19 protein-coding genes are annotated in these 21,516 nt (G+C 40.9%); 8 read left to right on the top strand and 11 right to left on the bottom strand.

Translation table 11 applies throughout. The features are described from left to right. Positions 1-5 precede the first annotated feature (5 nt). The 4 genes from B5X70_RS13095 to B5X70_RS13080 are packed head-to-tail and all read right to left on the bottom strand — an operon-like array spanning position 6 to position 4,007. Complete coding sequence (locus tag B5X70_RS13095; RefSeq protein WP_079558356.1) at positions 6-2,117, bottom strand: penicillin-binding protein; 2,112 nt, start codon at positions 2,115-2,117, stop codon at positions 6-8. 15 nt (positions 2,118-2,132) lie between these two features. Further along, positions 2,133-2,516 (bottom strand): FtsL-like putative cell division protein, encoded by a 384-nt coding sequence (locus B5X70_RS13090; protein ID WP_079558355.1) that lies wholly within the window; start codon positions 2,514-2,516, stop codon positions 2,133-2,135. 20 nt (positions 2,517-2,536) lie between these two features. Beyond that, positions 2,537-3,451 carry a 16S rRNA (cytosine(1402)-N(4))-methyltransferase RsmH gene (gene rsmH / locus B5X70_RS13085; protein WP_079558354.1) on the bottom strand — a complete coding sequence of 305 codons (915 nt, stop codon included), beginning with the start codon at positions 3,449-3,451 and terminating at the stop codon, positions 2,537-2,539. A gap of 4 nt (positions 3,452-3,455) precedes the next feature. After that, positions 3,456-4,007 (bottom strand): division/cell wall cluster transcriptional repressor MraZ, encoded by a 552-nt coding sequence (locus B5X70_RS13080; protein ID WP_232468393.1) that lies wholly within the window; start codon positions 4,005-4,007, stop codon positions 3,456-3,458. Between the two features lie 180 nt (positions 4,008-4,187). On the opposite strand from B5X70_RS13080, the gene B5X70_RS13075 reads away from it, so the two are divergent. The 4 genes from B5X70_RS13075 to B5X70_RS13060 all read left to right on the top strand — a co-directional run bounded on the left by B5X70_RS13075 (position 4,188) and on the right by B5X70_RS13060 (position 9,026). Beyond that, positions 4,188-5,036, top strand: coding sequence for a lyso-glycine lipid O-acyltransferase GlsA (locus B5X70_RS13075; protein WP_079558353.1), 849 nt, complete (start codon positions 4,188-4,190; stop codon positions 5,034-5,036). Positions 5,037-5,067: 31 nt separating this feature from the next. Further along, entirely contained in the window at positions 5,068-6,018 is a 951-nt protein-coding gene (locus B5X70_RS13070; protein WP_079558352.1) for a glycine N(alpha)-acyltransferase GlsB, read from the top strand. A 282-nt stretch (positions 6,019-6,300) separates the two neighbouring features. Beyond that, positions 6,301-7,800, top strand: a complete 1,500-nt coding sequence (locus B5X70_RS13065; RefSeq protein WP_079558351.1) for a dihydrolipoyl dehydrogenase family protein — start codon at positions 6,301-6,303, stop codon at positions 7,798-7,800. 56 nt (positions 7,801-7,856) lie between these two features. After that, the gene (locus B5X70_RS13060; RefSeq protein WP_198314227.1) at positions 7,857-9,026 is read left to right on the top strand and encodes a serine hydrolase domain-containing protein; all 1,170 of its coding nucleotides are present in this window, start codon (positions 7,857-7,859) and stop codon (positions 9,024-9,026) included. Positions 9,027-9,047: 21 nt separating this feature from the next. Here the strand turns inward: B5X70_RS13060 and B5X70_RS13055 are convergent, their stop codons facing one another. The 3 genes from B5X70_RS13055 to B5X70_RS13045 form a co-directional block, all read right to left on the bottom strand. Further along, complete coding sequence (locus B5X70_RS13055; protein ID WP_079558350.1) at positions 9,048-10,961, bottom strand: amidophosphoribosyltransferase; 1,914 nt, start codon at positions 10,959-10,961, stop codon at positions 9,048-9,050. Positions 10,962-11,097: 136 nt separating this feature from the next. Next, a complete protein-coding gene (locus B5X70_RS13050; RefSeq protein WP_079558349.1) occupies positions 11,098-11,568 on the bottom strand; it encodes an SPOR domain-containing protein in 471 nt (156 codons plus the stop codon). A gap of 90 nt (positions 11,569-11,658) precedes the next feature. After that, positions 11,659-12,498, bottom strand: a complete 840-nt coding sequence (locus tag B5X70_RS13045) for a universal stress protein (RefSeq protein ID WP_079558348.1) — start codon at positions 12,496-12,498, stop codon at positions 11,659-11,661. A 338-nt stretch (positions 12,499-12,836) separates the two neighbouring features. Here B5X70_RS13045 and B5X70_RS13040 point away from each other — a divergent pair, with 338 nt between their 5' ends. Together B5X70_RS13040 and B5X70_RS13035 are read left to right on the top strand one after the other, a co-directional pair. After that, complete coding sequence (locus tag B5X70_RS13040; RefSeq protein ID WP_079558347.1) at positions 12,837-13,196, top strand: carboxymuconolactone decarboxylase family protein; 360 nt, start codon at positions 12,837-12,839, stop codon at positions 13,194-13,196. A 102-nt stretch (positions 13,197-13,298) separates the two neighbouring features. Beyond that, positions 13,299-14,462, top strand: a complete 1,164-nt coding sequence (locus tag B5X70_RS13035) for a 1-acyl-sn-glycerol-3-phosphate acyltransferase (protein WP_079558346.1) — start codon at positions 13,299-13,301, stop codon at positions 14,460-14,462. Here B5X70_RS13035 and B5X70_RS13030 read toward each other — a convergent pair. The 4 genes from B5X70_RS13030 to aspS form a co-directional block, all read right to left on the bottom strand. After that, on the bottom strand, positions 14,438-15,721 hold the full coding sequence (locus tag B5X70_RS13030; RefSeq protein WP_079558345.1) for a BaiN/RdsA family NAD(P)/FAD-dependent oxidoreductase: 1,284 nt from the start codon (positions 15,719-15,721) through the stop codon (positions 14,438-14,440). The two genes, B5X70_RS13035 and B5X70_RS13030, sit on opposite strands and share 25 nt — an antisense overlap. 151 nt (positions 15,722-15,872) lie before the next feature. Next, complete coding sequence (locus B5X70_RS13025; protein ID WP_079558344.1) at positions 15,873-16,226, bottom strand: HepT-like ribonuclease domain-containing protein; 354 nt, start codon at positions 16,224-16,226, stop codon at positions 15,873-15,875. Continuing rightward, a complete protein-coding gene (locus tag B5X70_RS13020) occupies positions 16,216-16,524 on the bottom strand; it encodes a nucleotidyltransferase family protein (RefSeq protein WP_079558343.1) in 309 nt (102 codons plus the stop codon). The genes B5X70_RS13025 and B5X70_RS13020 overlap by 11 nt, the downstream gene beginning before the upstream one ends. Positions 16,525-16,572: 48 nt before the next feature. Then, positions 16,573-18,327 (bottom strand): aspartate--tRNA ligase, encoded by a 1,755-nt coding sequence (gene aspS, locus B5X70_RS13015; RefSeq protein WP_079558381.1) that lies wholly within the window; start codon positions 18,325-18,327, stop codon positions 16,573-16,575. 216 nt (positions 18,328-18,543) lie between these two features. On the opposite strand from aspS, the gene B5X70_RS13010 reads away from it, so the two are divergent. Both B5X70_RS13010 and B5X70_RS18535 read left to right on the top strand, forming a co-directional pair. Next, positions 18,544-18,990: a nucleoside deaminase gene (locus B5X70_RS13010; RefSeq protein WP_079558342.1), complete on the top strand. Its 447-nt coding sequence runs from the start codon at positions 18,544-18,546 to the stop codon at positions 18,988-18,990. A 62-nt stretch (positions 18,991-19,052) separates the two neighbouring features. Continuing rightward, a complete protein-coding gene (locus B5X70_RS18535) occupies positions 19,053-21,515 on the top strand; it encodes an HRDC domain-containing protein (RefSeq protein WP_079558341.1) in 2,463 nt (820 codons plus the stop codon). Position 21,516: the final 1 nt, after the last annotated feature.

Genomic DNA, 21,516 nt, shown 5'->3' with positions numbered 1-21,516 from the left:
ACTCTTTAATTCAATCGAATATAAATGGTATTTCCACGTCTAAAGGAAGTTCCCGCTGCCAATGACTGACTCACAACACGTCCAACTCCCTGCATGTGTACATTTAGTCCTGCATTCTCTAACACTGCGATGGCATCTTTTGCTCCCATGCCAATGACGGATGGAACCAATCCCGAAGGGATGGCTCTGGGTCGCATTACAATAGCCGAATCAGTTGCCATTGTGGAGATCCATTCCGTTTCTGTACTTTTATCATACACTGGCAATCCTAATTTGCCATAAATCTTATTTAACTCATCACGAGTTCCCCCTTTTGAAAAAGGCAAGACAGCATTGGGGTTCTGTGCGACAATTACCGGTGTAGAAGCCTCATGAATGGTTGTCGCATATACTCTGTCGGAAATCTCTCTGAAAACAGTGCCTGCCACCACATTCCCGTAATAAACATTGTTTGAAGGGGCACTAACTACTACTATGCAGGAGTATCGAGGATTGTCAGCCGGAAAATATCCCACAAAGGAAGCCTGGTATTCAACATTTCCCCCTCCCCTGTAACCTTCAGCACCACGTGCCACCTGTGCTGTGCCTGTTTTTCCTGCAATTGTGTACTGACGGTTTCTGATGTTGGTGGCCGTACCTCTCTCAACAACACCCAATAAAAGCTGGTGAGCAGTTTCAATGGTCTCCCGTGAAGCAATAGAAGGATTTATCACTTCTGGAGCGAATCTTTTAACCATACGACCGTGCCTGCTGTATCCTTTTACAAACTTAGGCTTAACCATTCGTCCCTTGTTGGCTACCGCATTATAGAAAGTAAGCGTTTGCAGCGGCGTTAACTGTACCTCGTAGCCAATAGACATCCAAGGTAAAGTTACTCCTGACCAAGAATTGTCTCCGGGGTACTTGATAACAGGGCGTCCCTCTCCACGAATTTCAACATCTAAAGGCCGGTTGAGGCCCATATTGTACAAACGATCTACAAATCGTCTAGGATTGTCTTTATAATTCTCAAAAATAACCTTGGAAATACCAACGTTTGATGATTTTTCAAACACCTCACTTACGCTCAGTTTTCCAAAACCTGCCGGATTACTATCACGCATTACCCGGTCAAAAAACCGAAAGGCTCCATTTCCCGTGTCTATGGTGTCTGTTACGCGTATAGTCCGATCTTCTAAGGCAGCCATAATAACTGGCAATTTAAAAGTTGAGCCCGGTTCCGTTGATGCACCAATGGCATAATTAAAATAGTCCTCAATATAAACTCCTTGCCTGATCCTGTGAAGGTTGGCGATCGCTTTGATGGCTCCTGTCTGAACCTCCATTAAAATAGCAACACCGTGGCTGGCATTGTGTCTCACAAGTTGGTTTCTCAGTGCATGTTCGGCCACATCCTGGATTGCAATATCGATGGTGGTAACAACATCCAATCCATCCACAGGTGGAACAACCACTTCCGGCACCCATCGTCCCGAAACGCGCTTCATTGCACTGCTTCCAGCTGTTCCGCTCAAAACATCATTATACGCATGCTCCAATCCAACCATACCGCCTTTGGAACTTTCGCCATAAAGTTTTCCAATGGTTCTTGCAGCCAATGAACCAAAAGGCAGTTCACGACGGTCAAATTGTTCGGGAATAAATCCTCCCCTGTTTCGTCCAAGCCGGAATAATGGGAAATTATTTACTTTTTGCAAATCAGTGTAAGAAATCCTGCGAGGATGAACCATATGATAGCGGCGCCCGTTTTGACGTGCCAGCGTCAAATCCCTTTTGTAAGCTGCGGCACTTTTATCCCTGAAGAAATTAGAAAGATGCCAGGCCAGTGAGTCAATGTGTGCATTGAACAGTTCGTCGGTTAAACCTTCTGCAAGCAAATCCATATACAACCGGTAGCTGGGAACAGAACAAGCCAGTTTCCGACCGTTTACATCCAGAATTTCACCACGGTTTGCATCTACAATATTTCTGTCGCTACCGCTGTGAGAAATGGCTTTCCATTGATCGGCCTCAAAAAGCTTCAACGAAATCAGTTCAAAAATAAGCCAAAAAGAGAGTCCCAAGAAGAAGAGATATATAATCCCCACCCTGAAGATGATGCTTCTTTTTATGGCCATGTGTCTCCCTCCTCCTTATTTTTTATCAACTTTTAATACCCTCGGGGGTGTTTTAAGTACTTCTAGCCCCAACCCTGCTTGCTGCACCCTTCGAACCACCTCCGACTGCCGACTCATCTGCATGAGTTCGGATGATGTTGTGATCGCCTCATATTTTAAGTGCTGAACCTCTCTTGTAAGTGCCACCTGCTCCTTCAGCAATTTCTCTACACTATAATGATTATTGATATAAATAAAGGCCAAAAAAACCAGAAAAATCAGAAAGGGTCCTTGTTTAGCAACCGAAGCACTATTAAAAACCTGTCCATTAAGAAAATCCTTTAATGTGTACCCCTTTATGTCCTGCATCGCTTCACGACCAGAATCAAATTCATTCATCGAACGTTTCTCTTCTGCCATAGCTTTTGATTAATTTAATATCAAACATTTTCTGCTCTTTCAGCTATTCTCAATTTGGCGCTTCTGGCTCTTGGATTCAAACTTACCTCCTCTTCCTCCGGAACAATTACCTTTCGGGTAACCACCTTAAAAGGGGTATTGGCGTGTCCAAAAATGTCGGTTTCAGGTTGAGATTTTTCAACATTCCCAGTTCGCATAAAGTTTTTAACCATCCGGTCTTCCAGCGAATGATATGAGATAATGACCAATCGACCACCGGGCTTTAGAACGCTGTATGAACTTTCCAGCATCTCCTTCAGTGCCTCCATTTCACCATTTACCTCTATGCGCAATGCCTGAAACACCTGACCGTAAAACCTTGCGGCGTCCTTTCGTGGTGCTAATTTTGAGGCCAATTCCTTTAACTCCCATGTGGTTTTTAAAGGCTTTATATTGCGGTAATTTATTATTTCTGAAACCAACCGACGGGAAGATGAGATCTCTCCATAAAGTTTAAAAACAGTTATCAACTGTTTTTCGCTGTAGGTATTTAAAATATCAGCAGCTGTAAATGATTGATTCTTGTTCATTCGCATGTCCAGATCGGCATCAAAGCGAAACGAGAATCCACGGTCGGCTGCATCAAAATGATGAGAGGAGACTCCTAAATCAGCAAGAATTCCATCCACAGGCATTGCTTCAAGATATTTCAGAAACTGATAGAGGTAGCGGAAGTTATGCCTGACAAATTCAACCCGACTATCATCAATCCTATTTTCCCAGGCATCCTCGTCCTGATCGAACACAATCAATCTGCCGTTGTTAAGTTTTTCGAGAATTGCACGGCTATGCCCACCTCCTCCAAAAGTAAGATCAACATAAGTCCCATCGGGTCTTATGTTGATACCATCAATGCTACTTTGCAACAAAACCGGTATGTGATAGGTGGTATTCATCCCGTTACTTATTATCGTTTTGTTTACTCTTGTCTATATTCCCCAAAATAGATTCCGCCAGTTGTCCCAGTTTTTCAGGATCTTCGGCAATTGAGTGATATAGATCCGATGCCCAAAGTTCAATATGGCGATCCACACCAACCATAACAATATCCCGCTCTGCACCAACCTGCTCCATTAAGCGGCGTGGAATCAAAAATCGCCCATTACCATCTAGTGTAACTTCAGCAGATCCACGAAAGAAATCACGTAAAAACTGCTTATGATTTCTGTTGTATGGATTCAGTTTTTCACGCAAACGGTCCAACTCCTCCTCCCAATAATCATAAGGGTACAACACGAGACAATTTTCAAACAGATCTTTTCGCACAACAAAACGCATTTCGTCCTGCCCCATCGCTTTTTTAAAAGCGGCAGGCAGCACGATACGCCCTTTTGCATCGGCTCTGCATTCAAAATCACCTATAAATGTGACCATTACACTTTTATCCTTTAGATGGTAAAGGTAAAACTTTTTTATACCACAATCAACCACTTTAACCCACTTTATTTCCATTTTTTATCAAAAAGCATACAAAACCCAGATACACCGTAATATTCGTACAGTCTATCATAATAAAAACAAGCCAACGGAGAGCTGAAATCCTAACCATTTCGCATTTTTTTCGTATACTTGGGGGCATTTTGAAAATGTTCGTTTGCAAAACAATAAGTGATCAACCAAAAATAACGAGTTGTGGAAAGAAACAATCAGGATCCTGATTCAGAAAAGGAACTGCTTATTGACATTGAGAGGGTTTTTGCAAGCAAAAACCCTGCATTATTGAAAATTATTCCCGGTTTCATCGTCCGATATCTAAAACGGATCACACATCAGGATGAAATCAATCAATTCATCCACTCAAACCGGAATAAAAAAGGACTTGAATTCTCTCGTGCCATTTTAGATGGATTTGGGGTGGATTATAACACACAAGGATTAGATCAAATTCCATCCAGTGGAAGATATCTCTTTGCCTCCAATCATCCCCTTGGAGGAATGGATGGCATTGCTTTTCTGTCTGCTGTTGGAGAAAGATTTCCCAATTTAAAATTTCCGGTTAACGACATCCTTATGAATATTAAGGGACTGGATAATATTTTTCTACCCCTTAATAAACACGGAGCACACTCCAGAGAAGCAGCCATTGCACTGGAAGAGGCGTATGCTTCAGAAGCACAGATACTGATGTTCCCCGCCGGACTTGTAAGTCGCAAACAAAAAGGGATCATCCGGGATCTGGAGTGGAAAAAGAACTTTGTAAGAAAAGCCATTCAACATCAAAGGGATGTTGTGCCTGTACACATAACAGGCAGAAACACCAATTTCTTTTATAAACTTGCTAATATTCGAAAAAGGCTGGGCATAAAAGCCAATATTGAGATGCTTTACCTTGCTGATGAATTTTATAAGCAAAGAGGAGAAAATCTGACCATTAGATTTGGCACACCCATATCATGGAAAAACCTTAAAAATGAAGCGAATCCCACACAAAGCGCTGAAAAAATAAAGAAAATGGTCTATGAGTTACCAAAAATCAACTAATTTTGCATCAAATTAAAATACAATCAAATAAATGGATTCCATTAAACCAGTAATACCTCCGGTGCCACGGCACTTGTTGGAAGAAGAGATGACCAAAGAGATTTTCGTCAGGAAGACCAACAAGGGGGATAACAGAATTTATGACTTCTCTGCGGAACAGGCACCAAACCTGTTGAAAGAGATTGGAAGACTCAGGGAGTTGGCATTTAGAACAGCAGGAGGCGGAACAGGTAAAGAAATTGATCTGGATGATTATGATACATCTGAAGTACCATATAGGCAATTAATAGTTTGGGATCCCGACGAAAAAGAGATACTCGGTGGATATCGCTACATCATGGGCGACCAGGTAAAAACCAATGAGAAAGGAGAGGTTGAAATTGCGACATCCAAAATGTTTAATTTTTCTGATGAGTTTATAAAGGATTACCTGCCACATACCATTGAATTGGGTCGGTCATTTGTGCAGCCGCAATATCAATCCAGCAAAATGGGTGCAAAAAGTCTTTTTGCTCTGGATAATTTATGGGATGGCTTAGGCACGCTAATCGTGAACAACCCACACATGCAATACTTTTTTGGAAAAGTAACCATGTACACCCATTATAACCAGGAAGCTAAAGATCTTATCCGCGCATTTATGGGGGTATATTTCAGAGATAAAAATAATCTTGTTTACCCGAAAGTACCTGTCAAAACGTCAATTACCGACGATATGGTGAAAGAGATTTTCTCCTGCGACTCTTACGCCGACGATTATAAAGTGCTCAGTAAAAAGGTACGCGAATTGGGAGAGAACATTCCTCCATTGATCAATGCCTACATGAACCTTTCACCATCAATGAGGACATTCGGCACAGCTGTAAACGAAAGTTTTGGATACGTGGAAGAGACCGGAATTATAATAACCATAAAGGAACTTTACCAGGCCAAAGTAAACAGGCATGTTGAATCCTATAATCCAAATGATACCCACGAATAACGAGGATTATCAAAAAAACAAATGAACCAAAGGCCATGTGGAAAAGTTTAACTTCCGGATGGCCTTTTTCTTTTTTTTCTTTAAATTACCAATAAATTTAAGCTATTCATCAAATGAGCCATATCGTGCGCTTCAGCGCACAGGAGAATGACTCAGTGGCGAGTTCTCCCGAAGCAGCTGGAGCAACTGGAAAACAAATTATAGACACATGAAACGAGTCCCGTATCCTCGGGACGAGTTCTCCCGAGGCTTCGGGAACAATAAAAAACAAAATATAAACAGATGAAACAATACGATCTCGTCATTATTGGAAGTGGGCCTGCCGGTTTTTCAGCTGCAGTAAGAGGTGTTGATTTTGGAATGAAAGTTTGTCTGATTGAGGGAGGGCATCTTGGCGGGGCAGGCATAATGAACGGAGCACTCACCTCCAAAACCATGTATGAATTATCCTTAGATTATTCCATTGCGGCACGTGTAGATAGAGGCTACAGAGCTAGTGGTTTAACTGTTGATTACAAACAGGTAAGAAACACAGTAATTCAAGCCGCCAAGGAGAAGCAATACCAGATGAGGAGTCAGATTGAGACTTTTGCACGAAAAAAACAAATGCAAGGCTCCATCACATTGATTCAGGGGATGGCCTCTTTTTCTGACAGAAATACCCTCTCGATAAAATCAGAATCAGGTGAAGAGCAGGTTAAAGGTGAAAATATTCTGATTGCAACGGGCTCAAGACCAAGAAAATATCCCGACCTTGAAGTAGATGGCGAAAGAATTATCAATTCAGAAGGCATTCTATCTTTAAAGCACTTCCCAGAAAGAATACTTATTATTGGCTCAGGAATCATCGGTTGTGAGTTTGCCACCATCTTTTCAAATTTCAAGCAAACAGAAGTACACCTTTTGGACAGAGCAAACCGGGTACTTCCATATGAAGATGATGACATAAGTGATTACGTAGCCGAAAATTTAAATGGCAATGGTGTAACCATCCATCACACGGCCCAACTGAGAACAATCGTTAAGCATCCCGGATATCTGGAGGTAATTCTGGATTATGATGATGGGCACAGTAAGGTTCTTGAAGTTGATGTTGCTCTCATATCAATAGGTAGGATTTCAAACCTGAAATCTCTGAAACCCGAAAATGCAGGATTAACACCAACAGAGAAGGGAACTCTTGAAATAAACGACAATTGTCAGGTTATTATAAACGGGAAACCCTCCAACATTTATGCCGCAGGTGATGTAACAGGACATTCTCAATTATACAGTGTGGCTGAACTTCAGGGACGCAAAGCGGTGGAAAAGATGGCCGGGAAAGTTGGCTATCCGCTGGACTACTCACACATGAGTACGCTGATGTTTTTTAAACCTGAAGTGGCTGCAGTAGGAGCCAATGAAAAAATGCTCCAAAAAGCAGGAGTTGCCTATAAAGCAGCCTATTACTCAAACAAACTGATAAATCGTGCCATTGCCATGCGAAGCACCACAGGTTTCATAAAAATACTTGTAAGTGATGACCATGAACAACGAATTCTAGGCATGCGCGCTTCAGGCCCACAAGCATCATCATACATTGTTTCTGTGGCGCACCTTATAAACCAGGGGGACAGCCTTGGAGAAGTTCTGAAAATATTTTACCCGCACCCCAGCGTGGCCGAAGGGATACAAGAGTGCCTCAGGACAATTGGCGAACGATCAATATATAAACCCATGGCATTTCCTGATGATATTTATATCAGAGAATGGAAACCCGGAGATCAAAAGGATAAGAGCTAAATCCCGCTTTTATTTTCGTAATATCCGTAATCTTTAAGTTGAAAACAGATCGTGTGATGAATAATTTCTTTAACAGAAACGCAAGAAAAACAATGATCATTGTTTTTACATCCATGTTGATTATTTCAACATGGTTCATTCTGCCATATTATTTAAAAAGAGCGATTATTCATCAACACCCGGGAATATATGATTACGAAATATTTCCTAACAGAACAATTGAAATAAACTCCCCCCAACCATGGCCTGTATCATCATTATATGGAATACCGATCTTTTCAGATGAACAGAAAGATTCCGTAGAACTGATGAAAACCACAGCATTTTTAGTGATAAGCAATGACTCGTTAGTATTTGAATATTACGCAGAAGACGAGGACAAAACCAACATATCCAACTCATTCTCTGTCGCTAAAAGCATCGTTGGCCTGTTAATTGGGGCAGCTATAGACGATGGCTATATAAAAAATCTTCATCTGCCCATTGAAGAGCTTTTACCTGACTACACCAATTTACACGGACATGGACTAACACTCGAACATTTGCTGACCATGAGTTCGGGAACAGATTGGGATGAAGCATATAGCTCAGCTTTCTCCATTACAACTAAAGCCTATTATGGCAATGATTTAAACGCGCTCATGCACAGAATAAGTGTAACTGATTCGCCGGGAAGCTCTTTCAATTACAGGAGTGGCGACACCCAACTTCTTGCCACTATTCTGACTCGAAAAACCGGGATGACCGTATCACAATATGCTTCAAAAAAGCTTTGGCAACCCGTGGGAGCTGAAACACCTGGACTATGGTCGCTTGACAGAGAGTACGGGATGGAAAAGGCATACTGCTGTTTTAACAGCAATGCCAGAGATTTTGCAAGAATCGGGCAACTAATCCTGAATAACGGTAATTGGAATGGAAAACAAATTATTCCCGAAAAATACATTCAGAAATCAATAACTCCTGCGTCTCACCTAACAGACCGGGATGGAAATCCCGTGGATTTTTATGGCTACCAATGGTGGATCATGCAATATAATGGGGAGAAAATTCCATATGCAAGAGGCATATTAGGCCAGTATATATTTATTGTACCGTCCATCAACACCATCATTGTCAGGTTGGGACATGAAAGAAGTGATATAAGAATAGGAGAGCACCCAATTGATGCTTTTACCTGGTTAAAAACTGGAATAGATTTGCATAAGCAAATCTATTCACGGTAGTCTCCAATAAAAAGCTTCGTTTTAACAACAAGACTGATAAGCCCTTGCACTATTTCCTTCAACGTAATTTATGAAAGCCGAATTCACCACCTTATTTCCACCCGGAGTTGGATAATTCCCCGTAAAATACCAGTCGCCCAAGTCATTGGGACAAGCCTTATTTAAATTCTCAACGGACTGAAACAATACCTCAACATCGGCATCAATATCAATAGGACGTAGCATTTCGGCTACTTTATCAGAAATCTGTTCATCGGTAAAGGGTCTGTAAATATCCTTTACATAATTAACCATCTCCTCTTTGGGAAGGTTCATCTGCGATTTACACTTCTCATAAACTTCTGTTATGGTACTCTCTAAACCGTTATCTTTTAACAACTCAATGGCTGCTCTAAATGCACAAAAGTCAGCCAGACGTGCCATATCAATACCATAACAATCGGGATACCTGATTTGTGGAGCCGAAGAGACAATAATTATTTTCTTGGGATGAAGACGATCAAGAATCTTTAGAATACTCTGTTTGAGAGTGGTTCCTCTTACTATAGAGTCGTCGATAACCACAAGTGTATCAACTTTATTTCTAACAATTCCATAGGTCACGTCATAAACGTGAGCCACCATATCATCTCTCGAAGAATCAGCTGTAATAAAAGTTCTTAGCTTAACGTCCTTAACGGCAATCTTTTCTACCCGGGGTTCACGGGAAAGAATTTCTTCCATCTTTGCTGTATCAGGATTGACGCCCAATTTCCGAACCTCATCAAGTCTCCACTTCACCAGATATTCCCTGATGCCTTCCATCATGCCGTAAAATGCAGTCTCGGCAGTATTTGGTATGTATGAGAAAACAGTATCTTCCAGATTATGATTTACCTTATTTAGAATAAGCGGAGCAAGTAACCTTCCAAGTTCTTTTCGTTCAAGATAGATCGACTTATCGCTTCCCCTCGAAAAATAAATCCTTTCAAAAGAGCACGATTTGCGGGCTTGAGGAACGCTGACCATCTCCTCCTTGATTTGTCCATCTTTTTTTATAATAAGAGCGTATCCCGGCTTTAATTCCTGCACCTCATTGGCTCTAACGTCTAAAGCAGTCTGAATTACCGGACGCTCAGAAGCAACTACCACAATTTCGTCGTTATAATAATACGAGGCAGGACGAATACCCCATGGATCGCGCGCTACAAAAGCATCTCCATGCCCCAGCAATCCTGCAAGCACATATCCTCCATCCCACTTTTTACTTGATCGTTCGAGAATTTTGCGCACATCAAGATCCCTTTCAATGAAACTGGATATTTCACGATTGCTATAACCTTCATTCTTAAATTGTCGGAACAGCAACTGATTCTCCTCGTCAAGAAAATGTCCTACATTTTCGAGAATAGAAACTGTATCGGTGTAATCCTTTGGATGCTGGCCTAATTCGACCAAAGCATTGTAGATTTCATCCACATTGGTGAGGTTAAAATTACCCGCCAAAACAAGGTTTCGCGATCTCCAGTTGTTTTCACGCATAACAGGGTGAACATAATCCAGCGAGTCGTTTCCAAAAGTTCCGTACCTTAAATGTCCAAGATACAGCTCGCCTGCAAAAGGAAGATTCTCCTTAGCCCAAACAGAATCACAAAACTGCTCATGGTTATGATCATCATCGTATTGAAAATGTTTAAATATTCTTGAGAACACATCCTGAATAGGATTGCTAAGATTAGACCGCTCCCTGAAGAGATATTTTTTACCTGCAGGCTGATCTATTTTCAGATTTACAACTCCGGCTCCGTCCTGTCCCCTGTTGTGCTGCTTCTGCATTAGCAGGTAGAGTTTATTCAGCCCGTAACGCCATGTTCCATACTTTTCACGGTAGTAATCCAAAGGTTTTAGCAACCTGATCAGAACCACCCCACACTCATGTTTTACTTGATCGCTCATGTTGAATTATCACAAAAATATTAAAGCAAATTTATCCTGTTTTAAATTATAATTCCAATTTTAAAACCAGGAAACTTAATCACCAACCAAATACCTTTAAACAAAAAACCGCCGTAATACGGCGGTTTTTCTTATATCAATTCCTGTTAAAATCGTCCAATCTGATGGCCGGTTCTCTGACCACATAGCTATTTGGAAAAATATCCCGGACTTTCTTCAGCAAAGGTAATGCTTCATGTTTGTGTCTGAAACTGCCTACTCTGACCCTCCAAAATGGGGCGTTGTATTCAACCAACACACGCTCATCGGGGAACTGACTGAGCAGCTTCGTCCTGACTTCCTGTGCCTCCTGTCTTGCTTGCGCACCTGTACCTGAATATAATTGAATGCGATACCCTTCAACACCAGGCATGTTTCGATTATTCCGTATATAGTGTCCCATCATCTGTTCAACGGCTGGTGATTGGCGGATAACAATACGCCCCTCGCCCATTCTCCGACTTTCAACTCGTGCAAAAGGAGAATCCCCTACTGTCGATCTCCCTTCCTGACCAAATGCCAAATGACATAACAAACTAATTATTGCGATAAGAAGTACCTTCATCATTACGTTATAGTTCAACAGTGGTGATTAAAAACAAAAGCTCTTAATCAAGAATTGTACCATCCCACTTTTTTTCATGACAAAGATACTGATTTATTCTCTTTCGGGAACGACCAAAAGGGGCAAATCTGAAAGATTGAGTAATTCGTTGGCAAAAGGATGAAAAATACTATCAAAAGGGTTCATTGTTTTTCTAACTGGAAGCGCTATAATGGTAACATCCTTGGCATGTGCATATTCGAGCATTTCCTTTGGCCCTTCGGAACCATCTACCTGAATGGCTTCTACGTTCAGGAAAGGATCTTTTTTGAGATATTTTTCAACCTGATGCATGTAAGTGTTAACCCGCCCAGACATAAACCATTTGGATTTTTTATTGACTCCTGCGACCAATACAGAAGCATTGGAAAGTCTTGCAAACTGAGCAACCTGAGGAACTATTCTGCGACTCACTTTCTCTGTATCAATTGGAAGTAGAATCTTCTGGTTCTCTTTAAAAACCATCTCTTTTCGAACTGCCAAAACCGGACACGGAGCATTAGCTACCAACCTGTATGCATTGCTGCCAAGCCAACGATCTTCAAACCCCGATACGCCATGGGTTCCAATTACGATAAGGTCAGAATCATCATAATGAGCCTGATTTGTGATTTCACGAACAACATTCCCCTCTCGAATTTTAAAATCAATCTGACCATTCTCAACCACATAATTATCGCGCACACGTTTCATCAGATAATTCATAAAATCCACGTCCATATCTTTCAGAGCCAAATCCGGATTATTTTTGGCAAATTGCGGATGATACTTTAAACCGGTTCGTACGTGCATCATTCGAAGTTTTGCCTTTATCAGGTTTGCGATATCCAAACCCATATCCACAGCAAAAATGGAGTCTTCAGAGAAATCAACCGGAACTAAAATGCGCTTCATGAATAAAAAATTAGTAATTCTAGAATAACAACCACCAAAACCGATTACTCAATCGGTACTTAACTGGCGTATACCCGAATTATGGTTAAAAATTAATGGTTAAGTCTAAATTATCATGGAATACTTAAAAACGAATATATAAACGAAAACTCAATTTAACAATTTCTAAGCATTTTTCAGTTTTTACGACACTCAGAGTGAAAGGTTATACCTTATATTGAAATTTATTCAACAATTGTATTTTCCACAATGTGGAAAATATATTCGGACAATGACAAATAATATAATTTTTTGCAGACCTTTTATATATTTTTATTTCCTAAAAAATTAAAGATGCCATGAATAAGCAGATAAAAGAATTCAGAGACTACCGTTCTAAAATGAATGAACGGATCATAACCTCCGATAATCTGGTACTAAAGAGGTTGTTTAACCTTGACACAAACACTTACGCTGAGGGAGCTTTAAGCACAAGAGTTAAAGAGATGCTTGGATTGGTAAGTTCGATGGTTCTAAGATGTGACGACTGCATTAAATACCACTTGGAGAAATGCTATGAACAAAAAGTGACAACAGAAGAGATTATGGAGATTTTTTCTGTGGCAAATATTGTGGGTGGAACCATTGTTATTCCTCACACCAGAAGAGCCTTAGAGTACTGGGATCTACTCAACAACTCAGAGAACCAGAAGATTTAAACAGCTATCCGGGATCATCCTTATACAGGCTTTTATTATTGCAATAAATTTCATATATTGAATGTTTAGTGTAATTTTGTACAAAACCATCTAAAAAGAATAATGGTGCACGAACATCTGTTGGACTTTGAATCGATAAGACCATACGAGGATCAGGAGATTCAATCAGTTTTCAATCGTCTCAAAAGTGAAAAATCATTTCTCAGGTTGCTGGGTTTTCTTTATCCGCAATTGCCCCCAGAGCAATTTATGGATAAACTGATGCATCTGAAATCCATTCGGCAATTTCAGGAGCAGGTTATTTCAGCTTATGTAAAGGACGTTATAAAAAAAACCACCAAAGGTGTTACAGTTGACGGTCTGAAGAAACTCAATAAAAAAGATTCCTATCTGTTCATTTCAAATCACAGGGATATCGTTCTTGATCCCGCCATTTTAAATGTCCTGCTTTTTGAACATGGTTTTAATACAACAGAAATTGCCATCGGTGATAATTTATTGATTTATCCCTGGATTACTGATCTGGTAAAACTCAACCGTACTTTTATAGTTAAAAGAAACCTACCCATCAAGCAAATGATGGAAAGTTCAAGAGTGCTATCATCCTACATTCGTTATACACTTTCTGAAAAAAAGCACAGCATCTGGATTGCTCAAAGGGAGGGTCGTTCAAAAGACGGCAACGACAGAACACAAATCAGTCTTTTAAAGATGCTTAATATTGCCGGCAAAAACTCGCTGGTGGAAAACTTTAAAGAACTAAAAATCGTCCCTGTTTCAATCTCCTATGAGTTTGACCCGTGCGATTACCTTAAAGCCATGGAGTTTCTTAATAAAAGAGACAATGCAAGTTATCAGAAAACAAAGCAAGATGATTTGATGCACATGGCAACAGGCCTGAGAGGCCGAAAAGGAAGGGTTCATTTTGCTTTTGGCCAACCTTTGGATAAAGAGTTGGATGCAATTGATGCTTTGACGGTAAAAAACGACCAGTTTTCGGCACTGGCTGATTTGATTGACCGACATGTTCATTTGAATTACAAGCTATGGCCGGGGAACTATGTTGCACTTGATATGCTAAACAAAAGTGACGAAAACGCCAAAAACTACACAGGCAAGGAGAAACTGGTATTTTTAGAGTATCTGGAAGACCACATCAGCAGGACTAAAGGTGCCGATCGCGGTTTTATTTACAACTCGTTATTGGAGATGTACGCCAATCCTGTAGTTAACCAACGCTCCTACAACGTGGAAGCCGACTTATAGTTTGAAGCAGCCATTTCGCCTGCCAGAAATCCGGTTGAAAATGCAATTTGCAGATTAAATCCGCCCGTGTTGGCATCCAAATCGATCACTTCACCGGCAAACCAGAGGTTTTTCAAAAGTTTAGATTCCATGGTTTTGGAGTTTATCTCCAAAACCGGTACTCCACCAGCAGTAATAATGGCTTCTTTGTAACCGGGATGACCGGTTACAGTAAACCTGAAATCCTTCATTAACATCAATATCCGCTTTCGCTCTTTGGCATTAACCTGGTGACACAACTTCTCACCATCTATGCCCAGTTGCTCCAAAAACACCGGTATTAATTTGGAAGGAAGCCATAGCTTAAAAATATTATCCAACTGCTTCTTTCCGTGCTCATTCAGATCCCGCAACAAACGCGCGTCCAGCTTCTTCTCATCCAACGCAGGTTTTAGATCTATTCCAATTTCAACATTGTTACCATCGGAAACTAAATCTACCACATGCCTACTCAAGGTAAGAATGATGGGACCTGTTAAACCATAGTGAGCAAACATTAACTCACCGAACTCTTCGGAGCTTTTTTTCCCGTTAACCCATACCACGGCCTTTACATTTTTAAGTCCCAGTCCTTGAAGTTTCCCGGCCAAATCTCCCTCAGTAACAAGCGGAACCAAAGCCGGTCTAACGTTGGTTATCGTGTGTCCTGCCTGCCGGGCTAACTCATAGCCATCGCCGGTTGAACCCGTAGCCGGATAAGATTTTCCGCCGGTGCAAATAATCACATTTTTGGCAAAATAATCCACACTCCCACTTTCTGAAACAGTACGAATCCCTTTTAATTGGCCTTCTTTAATTAATAATGATTCAACGCGGGAACGATACACAATATCGATGTTCTCCTCTCCCATCCATGCTTTAATGGCCTTTAAAACATCAATGGCTTTATTGCTTACCGGAAAAACTCTGTTTCCCCGCTCAGTTGTAGTTTCAACGCCAAAATCATGTAATATTTTCAGAATATCATCTTTGAAAAAGGTTTTAAAAGCGTGTTTTAAAAAGCGACCATTGGGAAATATATTTTTGAAATATTCCACCTCCGTTCCATCGTGAGTAATATTGCATCGTCCCTTACCGGTAATGAGCAATTTACGTCCCGCCTGACGCATTTTTTCCACCAACAACACCCTGGCTCCCAAATGCGCCGCTCGTCCGGCGGCCATTAAGCCAGCCGCTCCGGCACCAATTATTATGACATCGTACTGTTGAGTGTTGCTCATTTAAAGAAAAGTTTAGGAACCATTTACTATTTTATGTTATCTGGCCATAATAATGTCCGCCCCTATTTCCCGAAGAAACTCATTGGAAATAATAACGGGTAAAACAAGGTAGGTTATGCGCAACTATGGATAAAGCCATGTCGTTATTGTTCTAAAAACTATTAAAGCTCTTATCATCAAGGTGTTTTTCAATTTCTTTCCTCAGCACAGGCAGATGCTTTGAAACAATTGCCCAAATAACAACATCATCAACTTTATCGTATCCGTGAATTACCCAGTTTCGGGTATCTACAATCTGTCTGGCATTCTTTATATCCAATTCCGGGCATAACTTCAATGCCCGGTTCATTGCTTCACCAATTATTTCTAATTCTCTTTCAATGCCCCTACGCAATAGTTTATTATTCTGATACTCGAAGAAATCCCTACGTCCCCCAAGATATTCGTTAATAGAATCGATTGAGGTTCTTATATCATATAAGTATTTTCTAACTTCACGCTTCATAAATTAACGATTTTGTTTCATTTACACTCTCTATGAAATATGGATTTGAAAGTGAGCGCTCTGTAACAATGTCAATTTCCCGATTAAAAATCTCTCTAAGCTTATAATGAAGGGTGAAATAGTTGTCAGCATATTCTTCAAAAGTAATATTATCCAGAAAAGATATGAGGAAGTCGATGTCACTATCTTCACGAAAATCACCTGATACGACCGAACCAAATGCGTAAAGTCGTTTAATTTTAAGTTGCCGACATAAGCGTATTATGTCAGCTTTTTTATTATCCAGGATTGCATTCATGACTCTTTTTTTATCAAAAGTAATCAAATTGCCTGAGATTATCTCATGTTATTCTGTAGCTCTCAACTGAATATAAAGCTCTTCCAACTGACTGAGGTGAATAGGTGAAGGCGAGTCAATCATTACATCACGGGCAGCATTGTTTTTGGGAAATGCAATGACATCACGAATGGAATCAAGTCCGGCAAAAAGAGATACCCAACGGTCGAAACCAAAAGCTATTCCACCGTGTGGTGGCGCACCATATTTAAAGGCGTTCATTAAGAATCCGAACTGATTGCGCGCTTCCTCATCGGTAAATCCAAGAACCTCGAACATTTTTTTCTGTAGCTGATCGTTGTGAATACGAATAGAACCCCCGCCAAGCTCAACACCATTGATAACAAGGTCATATGCATCGGCACGAACTTTACCGGGATCACTATTGAGTAATTCAAGATCGTCTTTTACCGGCGAGGTGAAGGGGTGATGCATGGCATAAAAACGCTGCGAATCTTCGTCCCACTCGAGTAATGGAAAATCAACCACCCAAAGCGGTGCAAACACATTTTTATCGCGTAACCCTAATCTGCTGCCCATTTCCAGACGAAGTTCACTCAATGCATTGAGAGTTTTGTTTTTTTGACCGGCAAGAATCAACAGCAAATCACCCGGCTTTGCCTCAAAAGTATCAGCCCATAACTTTAGCTGCTCGGCATCAAAAAACTTATCGACAGAAGACTTAAAAGTGCCGTCCTCATTATATTTCACGTAAACCAATCCCTGAGCTCCTATTTGCGGTTTCTTCACAAAATCGGTCAGTTTATCGAGTTCCTTTCTGCTGTATTCCCCGCATCCTTCGGCACAAATACCTCCAATGTACTCGGCGTCGTCAAACACCTTGAATCCTTTGCCTTGGACCTGAGTTGTAAGATTTTTGAAAGTCATCCCAAAACGGATGTCAGGCTTATCAGAGCCATAGAATTCCATGGCATCGGCATAACTCATTCTTGGGAAATCATCTTTAATTTCGATATTTTTCACCTTACGAAACAGGTGTTTCGTAAGCCCTTCAAAAGCTGAAAGAACCTCTTCCCGACCTACAAAAGCCATTTCACAGTCAATCTGTGTAAATTCCGGCTGACGGTCGGCTCGCAAATCCTCGTCCCTGAAACATTTTACAATCTGAAAATAGCGGTCGTATCCCGCCACCATCAACAACTGCTTAAACACCTGTGGCGATTGTGGAAGCGCGTAAAATTGTCCGGGATGAACCCTTGATGGAACAACAAAATCGCGGGCTCCTTCGGGTGTGGATTTAATAAGGAAAGGCGTTTCGATATCCAAAAATCCTTTTTCGCTGAGGTAATTACGGATTTCAATACCCATTTGATGGCGCAACTCCAGGTTGCGGCGCACGGGAGTGCGACGCAAATCCAGATAACGATACTTCATTCTGAGTTCATCACCACCATCGGTATCATCCTCAATGGTAAATGGCGGTACTGCCGAAACATTTAATATCTCTATTTTTTCCAGAATTATCTCAACATCACCAGTGGGAATCTTACTGTTTTTGCTGCTTCTTTCAGCCACTGCCCCCATTACCTGAATCACAAATTCACGCCCAAGTTTATCGGCTTTAGAAGCCAGATCCTCACTTGATTCAGAGTTAATAACCAATTGGGTGATACCGTACCGGTCGCGTAAATCAATAAAGGTCATTCCTCCAAGGTTACGAACACGCTGTACCCAACCACTCAGGGTCACATTCTTATTTACATCTGCTATTCTGAGTTCACCACAAGTATGAGTTCTATACATGATTTTTGTTATTTTGAATTCTGTTGAAAGATAAAATTCCTGATATTGATGATGGCTGGCAACTAAATTTTCTTTTGATGTACCTTGCAAAAAGCTTTCGTTTTTTACATTTTCAAATATCTTTGCGAAAATAGAAAGAAAAAAAAAGAAACGCACACAATCGTTTATGAGATTTATCTCATAAACGAATATTCTACACATTTTTACAAACTTACTATGGATAAAATTGATTTTACCGATAAGTATTTCATGCAACAGGCATATAAAGAAGCCCGGGAAGCTTTTAACAAAGATGAAGTACCGGTTGGAGCTGTTATTGTGAGTAAGGGTCAAATTGTGGCAAGAGCGCATAATCTCACCGAAACCCTGAACGATGTAACCGCTCACGCCGAAATGCTGGCCATAACCTCTGCTGCTGAAACATTAGGTGGTAAATATCTTAACAATTGCACACTTTATGTAACCCTTGAGCCTTGTGCCATGTGTGCCGGAGCTTTAAGCTGGGCCCAAATAAGCCGAATTGTGTATGCTGCACCGGATGAAAAAAGGGGCTTTTCAAGATTAACCCCGTCCCCCATACATCCTAAAACTGAAGTTGTGTCAGGAATTATGGCAGAAGAGTGCAGTATGTTGGTAAAAGAGTTTTTTGGCAAAAAGAGGTAGTTTGCGTATATCTTTGAAAGCCTTGCCAAATTATCTATCTTTATGTAGAAAAATGACAGAAAATGACATCAACCATCATAACCTCCACCCCCACTATTGAACTGGCTCGTCAATTCATTGAAAACACAGGGAAAAACCTCTTTTTAACGGGCAAGGCCGGCACGGGAAAAACAACGTTTCTGCGACAGCTCAAGACCAATTCTCCAAAACGGATGGCCGTTGTGGCTCCCACAGGTGTCGCTGCTATTAATGCCGGAGGAGTAACCATCCACTCCCTTTTTCAACTCCCGTTTGGCCCACAAATCCCCAATCATTACCTCCCTCAAAATCAACAAACTCCTGAATCAAAATTTCGTTTTAGCAGGGAAAAACTCAATATTTTAAGAAGCATTGACTTATTGGTGATTGATGAAATAAGTATGGTTCGTGCCGATTTGCTTGATGCCATAGATGGGGTTTTTAGACGATTCCGCAACAGAAGCAAGCCTTTTGGTGGCGTACAGATATTAATGATTGGTGATTTACAACAGCTGGCTCCGGTAGTCAGACGCGAAGATTGGGCATTACTGGAACAGCATTACTCCGGGCCATTCTTTTTTCAGAGCAAAGTTTTGCAGCACCATCCTGTAGAAACCATCGAACTGACCCATATTTTTCGCCAAAATGATGAGACATTCATCAACGTTCTTAACGAAATCCGGGAAAACAAGCTCACTACCGAAGGATTATCGATACTCCAAAAAAGGTATATCCCCGATTTCAAAGTCCCAAAAGGTTACATCACACTTACTTCCCACAACAAGCAAGCCGATGACATTAACCGGAAAAATCTTGATGCCATAAAAGGATCTCCGTTGGTTTTTAAAGCGCGGGTTGAAGGAGAATTCCCTGAAACCAGCTATCCCAATGACTTTGAACTAAAGCTGAAACCCGGTGCGCAAGTCATGTTTACAAAAAATGATACTTCCCGCGAAAAGTTATATTTTAATGGTAAAATTGGAACTATTGATCGAATAATAAAGGAAACCGTTTACGTTAGGTGCTCTGACCCCGACATGATTCTGGAGGTAGAGCCTGTAGAGTGGCAGAATTATAAGTACACGCTTAACCAAACCACCAATGAAATTGAAGAGGAGGTAGTTGGTAAGTTCATTCAATATCCACTTCGGTTGGCATGGGCCATAACAATTCATAAGAGTCAGGGACTTACCTTCGACCATGCAGTTATTGATGCCAACGCGGCATTTGCACATGGCCAAACCTACGTGGCACTAAGTCGCTGCCGAACCCTGGAAGGATTGGTTCTCTCCTCCCCAATAGACCAAAGAGCAATTATCTCCAGCAGTTCGGTGAACCACTTTATTCATAAATCCACATCCAATCCGCCCACATCTGAAAGAATAAAAAGCTTTCAGTTGGAGTATGAACGAGAACTGATATTTGAGCTATTTGATTTTTCACAACTTAACCGTCGGTTAAGCCGTCTCCATAAAGAGATTTCCCAAAATCACAGTGTGATTTTTGGGAACTTTCCGGATGCAGTGAATGAGCTTTTACTGCAATTCAGAGAAAAAATTCAATCAATATCCGAGAAATTTAATCAGCAGCTCAATCAATTGCTAGCTCTTCAAGTTTCGGCAAGCGAGAATCAACAATTGCAGGAACGCATCAAAAAAGCAGCTGATTACTTTCTACCTGAGTTTGAAAAACTCTTTATACCGGTTTTGGAAGATCCGGATTTTGAAACCGACAACAAAGAGATCAGAAAAACCATCAACGATCAGATTGATAATATTCAGAAGAGTTATACCACCCATCATCACTGTCTGGATGCATGCCGGGAAGGTTTCACAATAGCATCTTACCTTGCAGCCAAGTCTGTTAGCAACATTGAAAAGAAACTAAAAAAACCGAAGCAGCCTTCAAAGACATCCAGTTCATCAGCCTCTGAACGGCCTGAACTTTACAACCTGGTAAGAGCATGGAGAGATCAGCAGGCCGAAGAGTTGAACCTGCCGCACTACATGGTTTTGCAAACAAAAACCATGGTGGATTTGGCAAACAAACTTCCCTCATCAATTAAAGAGTTACATCAGATCAAAGGGGTTGGAAAACGTAAAGCTGACCAATTTGGAAAACAGATATTAGAGTTGATTCAATCTTATCGGAAAGAGAATGATCTTGGTGAGGCAGAATTGGACTTTAGCCCAATACCGGGTAAAAAGAAGAAAAAACCCACCTGGAAAACATCTCTGGAGATGTTTAAAGCAGGTGCAAAACCTACTGAAATAGCACGAAAACAAGGGCTTGTCGTATCAACCATCTACAGTCATCTGGCAAAAGCCATTGGCATGAACGAGTTAGACCCGGAATTGGTTCTGAGCAAAGATAAAATTGATGTTATTTCACAATGGATTGAAAAGCATAAAACGTACTCAGTTACCAGTGTATTTACAGGTTTAAACAGAAAATATACCATGGACGAGATAAAAATAGCAATGGCAACAGCAAGGGCTGGTTATTGAA

Source organism: Alkalitalea saponilacus (assembly GCF_900168165.1).
Classification (GTDB): domain Bacteria; phylum Bacteroidota; class Bacteroidia; order Bacteroidales; family Marinilabiliaceae; genus Natronoflexus; species Natronoflexus saponilacus.
Note: the sequence above shows the minus strand (reverse complement) of the source record. Positions and strands in the feature narration are given on the sequence as shown.

Bases quoted from the DNA above. Each gene is read 5' to 3' on its own strand.
- B5X70_RS13020 (WP_079558343.1), bottom strand. From the start codon at position 16,524: ATGAATGCAATCCTGGATAATAAAAAAGCTGACATAATACGCTTATGT.
- B5X70_RS13025 (WP_079558344.1), bottom strand. From the start codon at position 16,226: ATGAAGCGTGAAGTTAGAAAATACTTATATGATATAAGAACCTCAATC.
- B5X70_RS13030 (WP_079558345.1), bottom strand. From the start codon at position 15,721: ATGAGCAACACTCAACAGTACGATGTCATAATAATTGGTGCCGGAGCG.
- B5X70_RS13060 (WP_198314227.1), top strand. From the start codon at position 7,857: ATGAATAATTTCTTTAACAGAAACGCAAGAAAAACAATGATCATTGTT.
- B5X70_RS13080 (WP_232468393.1), bottom strand. From the start codon at position 4,007: ATGGAAATAAAGTGGGTTAAAGTGGTTGATTGTGGTATAAAAAAGTTT.
- B5X70_RS13050 (WP_079558349.1), bottom strand. From the start codon at position 11,568: ATGATGAAGGTACTTCTTATCGCAATAATTAGTTTGTTATGTCATTTG.
- B5X70_RS13095 (WP_079558356.1), bottom strand. From the start codon at position 2,117: ATGGCCATAAAAAGAAGCATCATCTTCAGGGTGGGGATTATATATCTC.
- B5X70_RS13070 (WP_079558352.1), top strand. From the start codon at position 5,068: ATGGATTCCATTAAACCAGTAATACCTCCGGTGCCACGGCACTTGTTG.
- rsmH (WP_079558354.1), bottom strand. From the start codon at position 3,451: ATGAATACCACCTATCACATACCGGTTTTGTTGCAAAGTAGCATTGAT.
- B5X70_RS13040 (WP_079558347.1), top strand. From the start codon at position 12,837: ATGAATAAGCAGATAAAAGAATTCAGAGACTACCGTTCTAAAATGAAT.
- B5X70_RS13045 (WP_079558348.1), bottom strand. From the start codon at position 12,498: ATGAAGCGCATTTTAGTTCCGGTTGATTTCTCTGAAGACTCCATTTTT.
- B5X70_RS13035 (WP_079558346.1), top strand. From the start codon at position 13,299: ATGGTGCACGAACATCTGTTGGACTTTGAATCGATAAGACCATACGAG.
- B5X70_RS13055 (WP_079558350.1), bottom strand. From the start codon at position 10,961: ATGAGCGATCAAGTAAAACATGAGTGTGGGGTGGTTCTGATCAGGTTG.
- B5X70_RS18535 (WP_079558341.1), top strand. From the start codon at position 19,053: ATGACATCAACCATCATAACCTCCACCCCCACTATTGAACTGGCTCGT.
- B5X70_RS13010 (WP_079558342.1), top strand. From the start codon at position 18,544: ATGGATAAAATTGATTTTACCGATAAGTATTTCATGCAACAGGCATAT.
- B5X70_RS13065 (WP_079558351.1), top strand. From the start codon at position 6,301: ATGAAACAATACGATCTCGTCATTATTGGAAGTGGGCCTGCCGGTTTT.
- B5X70_RS13090 (WP_079558355.1), bottom strand. From the start codon at position 2,516: ATGGCAGAAGAGAAACGTTCGATGAATGAATTTGATTCTGGTCGTGAA.
- aspS (WP_079558381.1), bottom strand. From the start codon at position 18,327: ATGTATAGAACTCATACTTGTGGTGAACTCAGAATAGCAGATGTAAAT.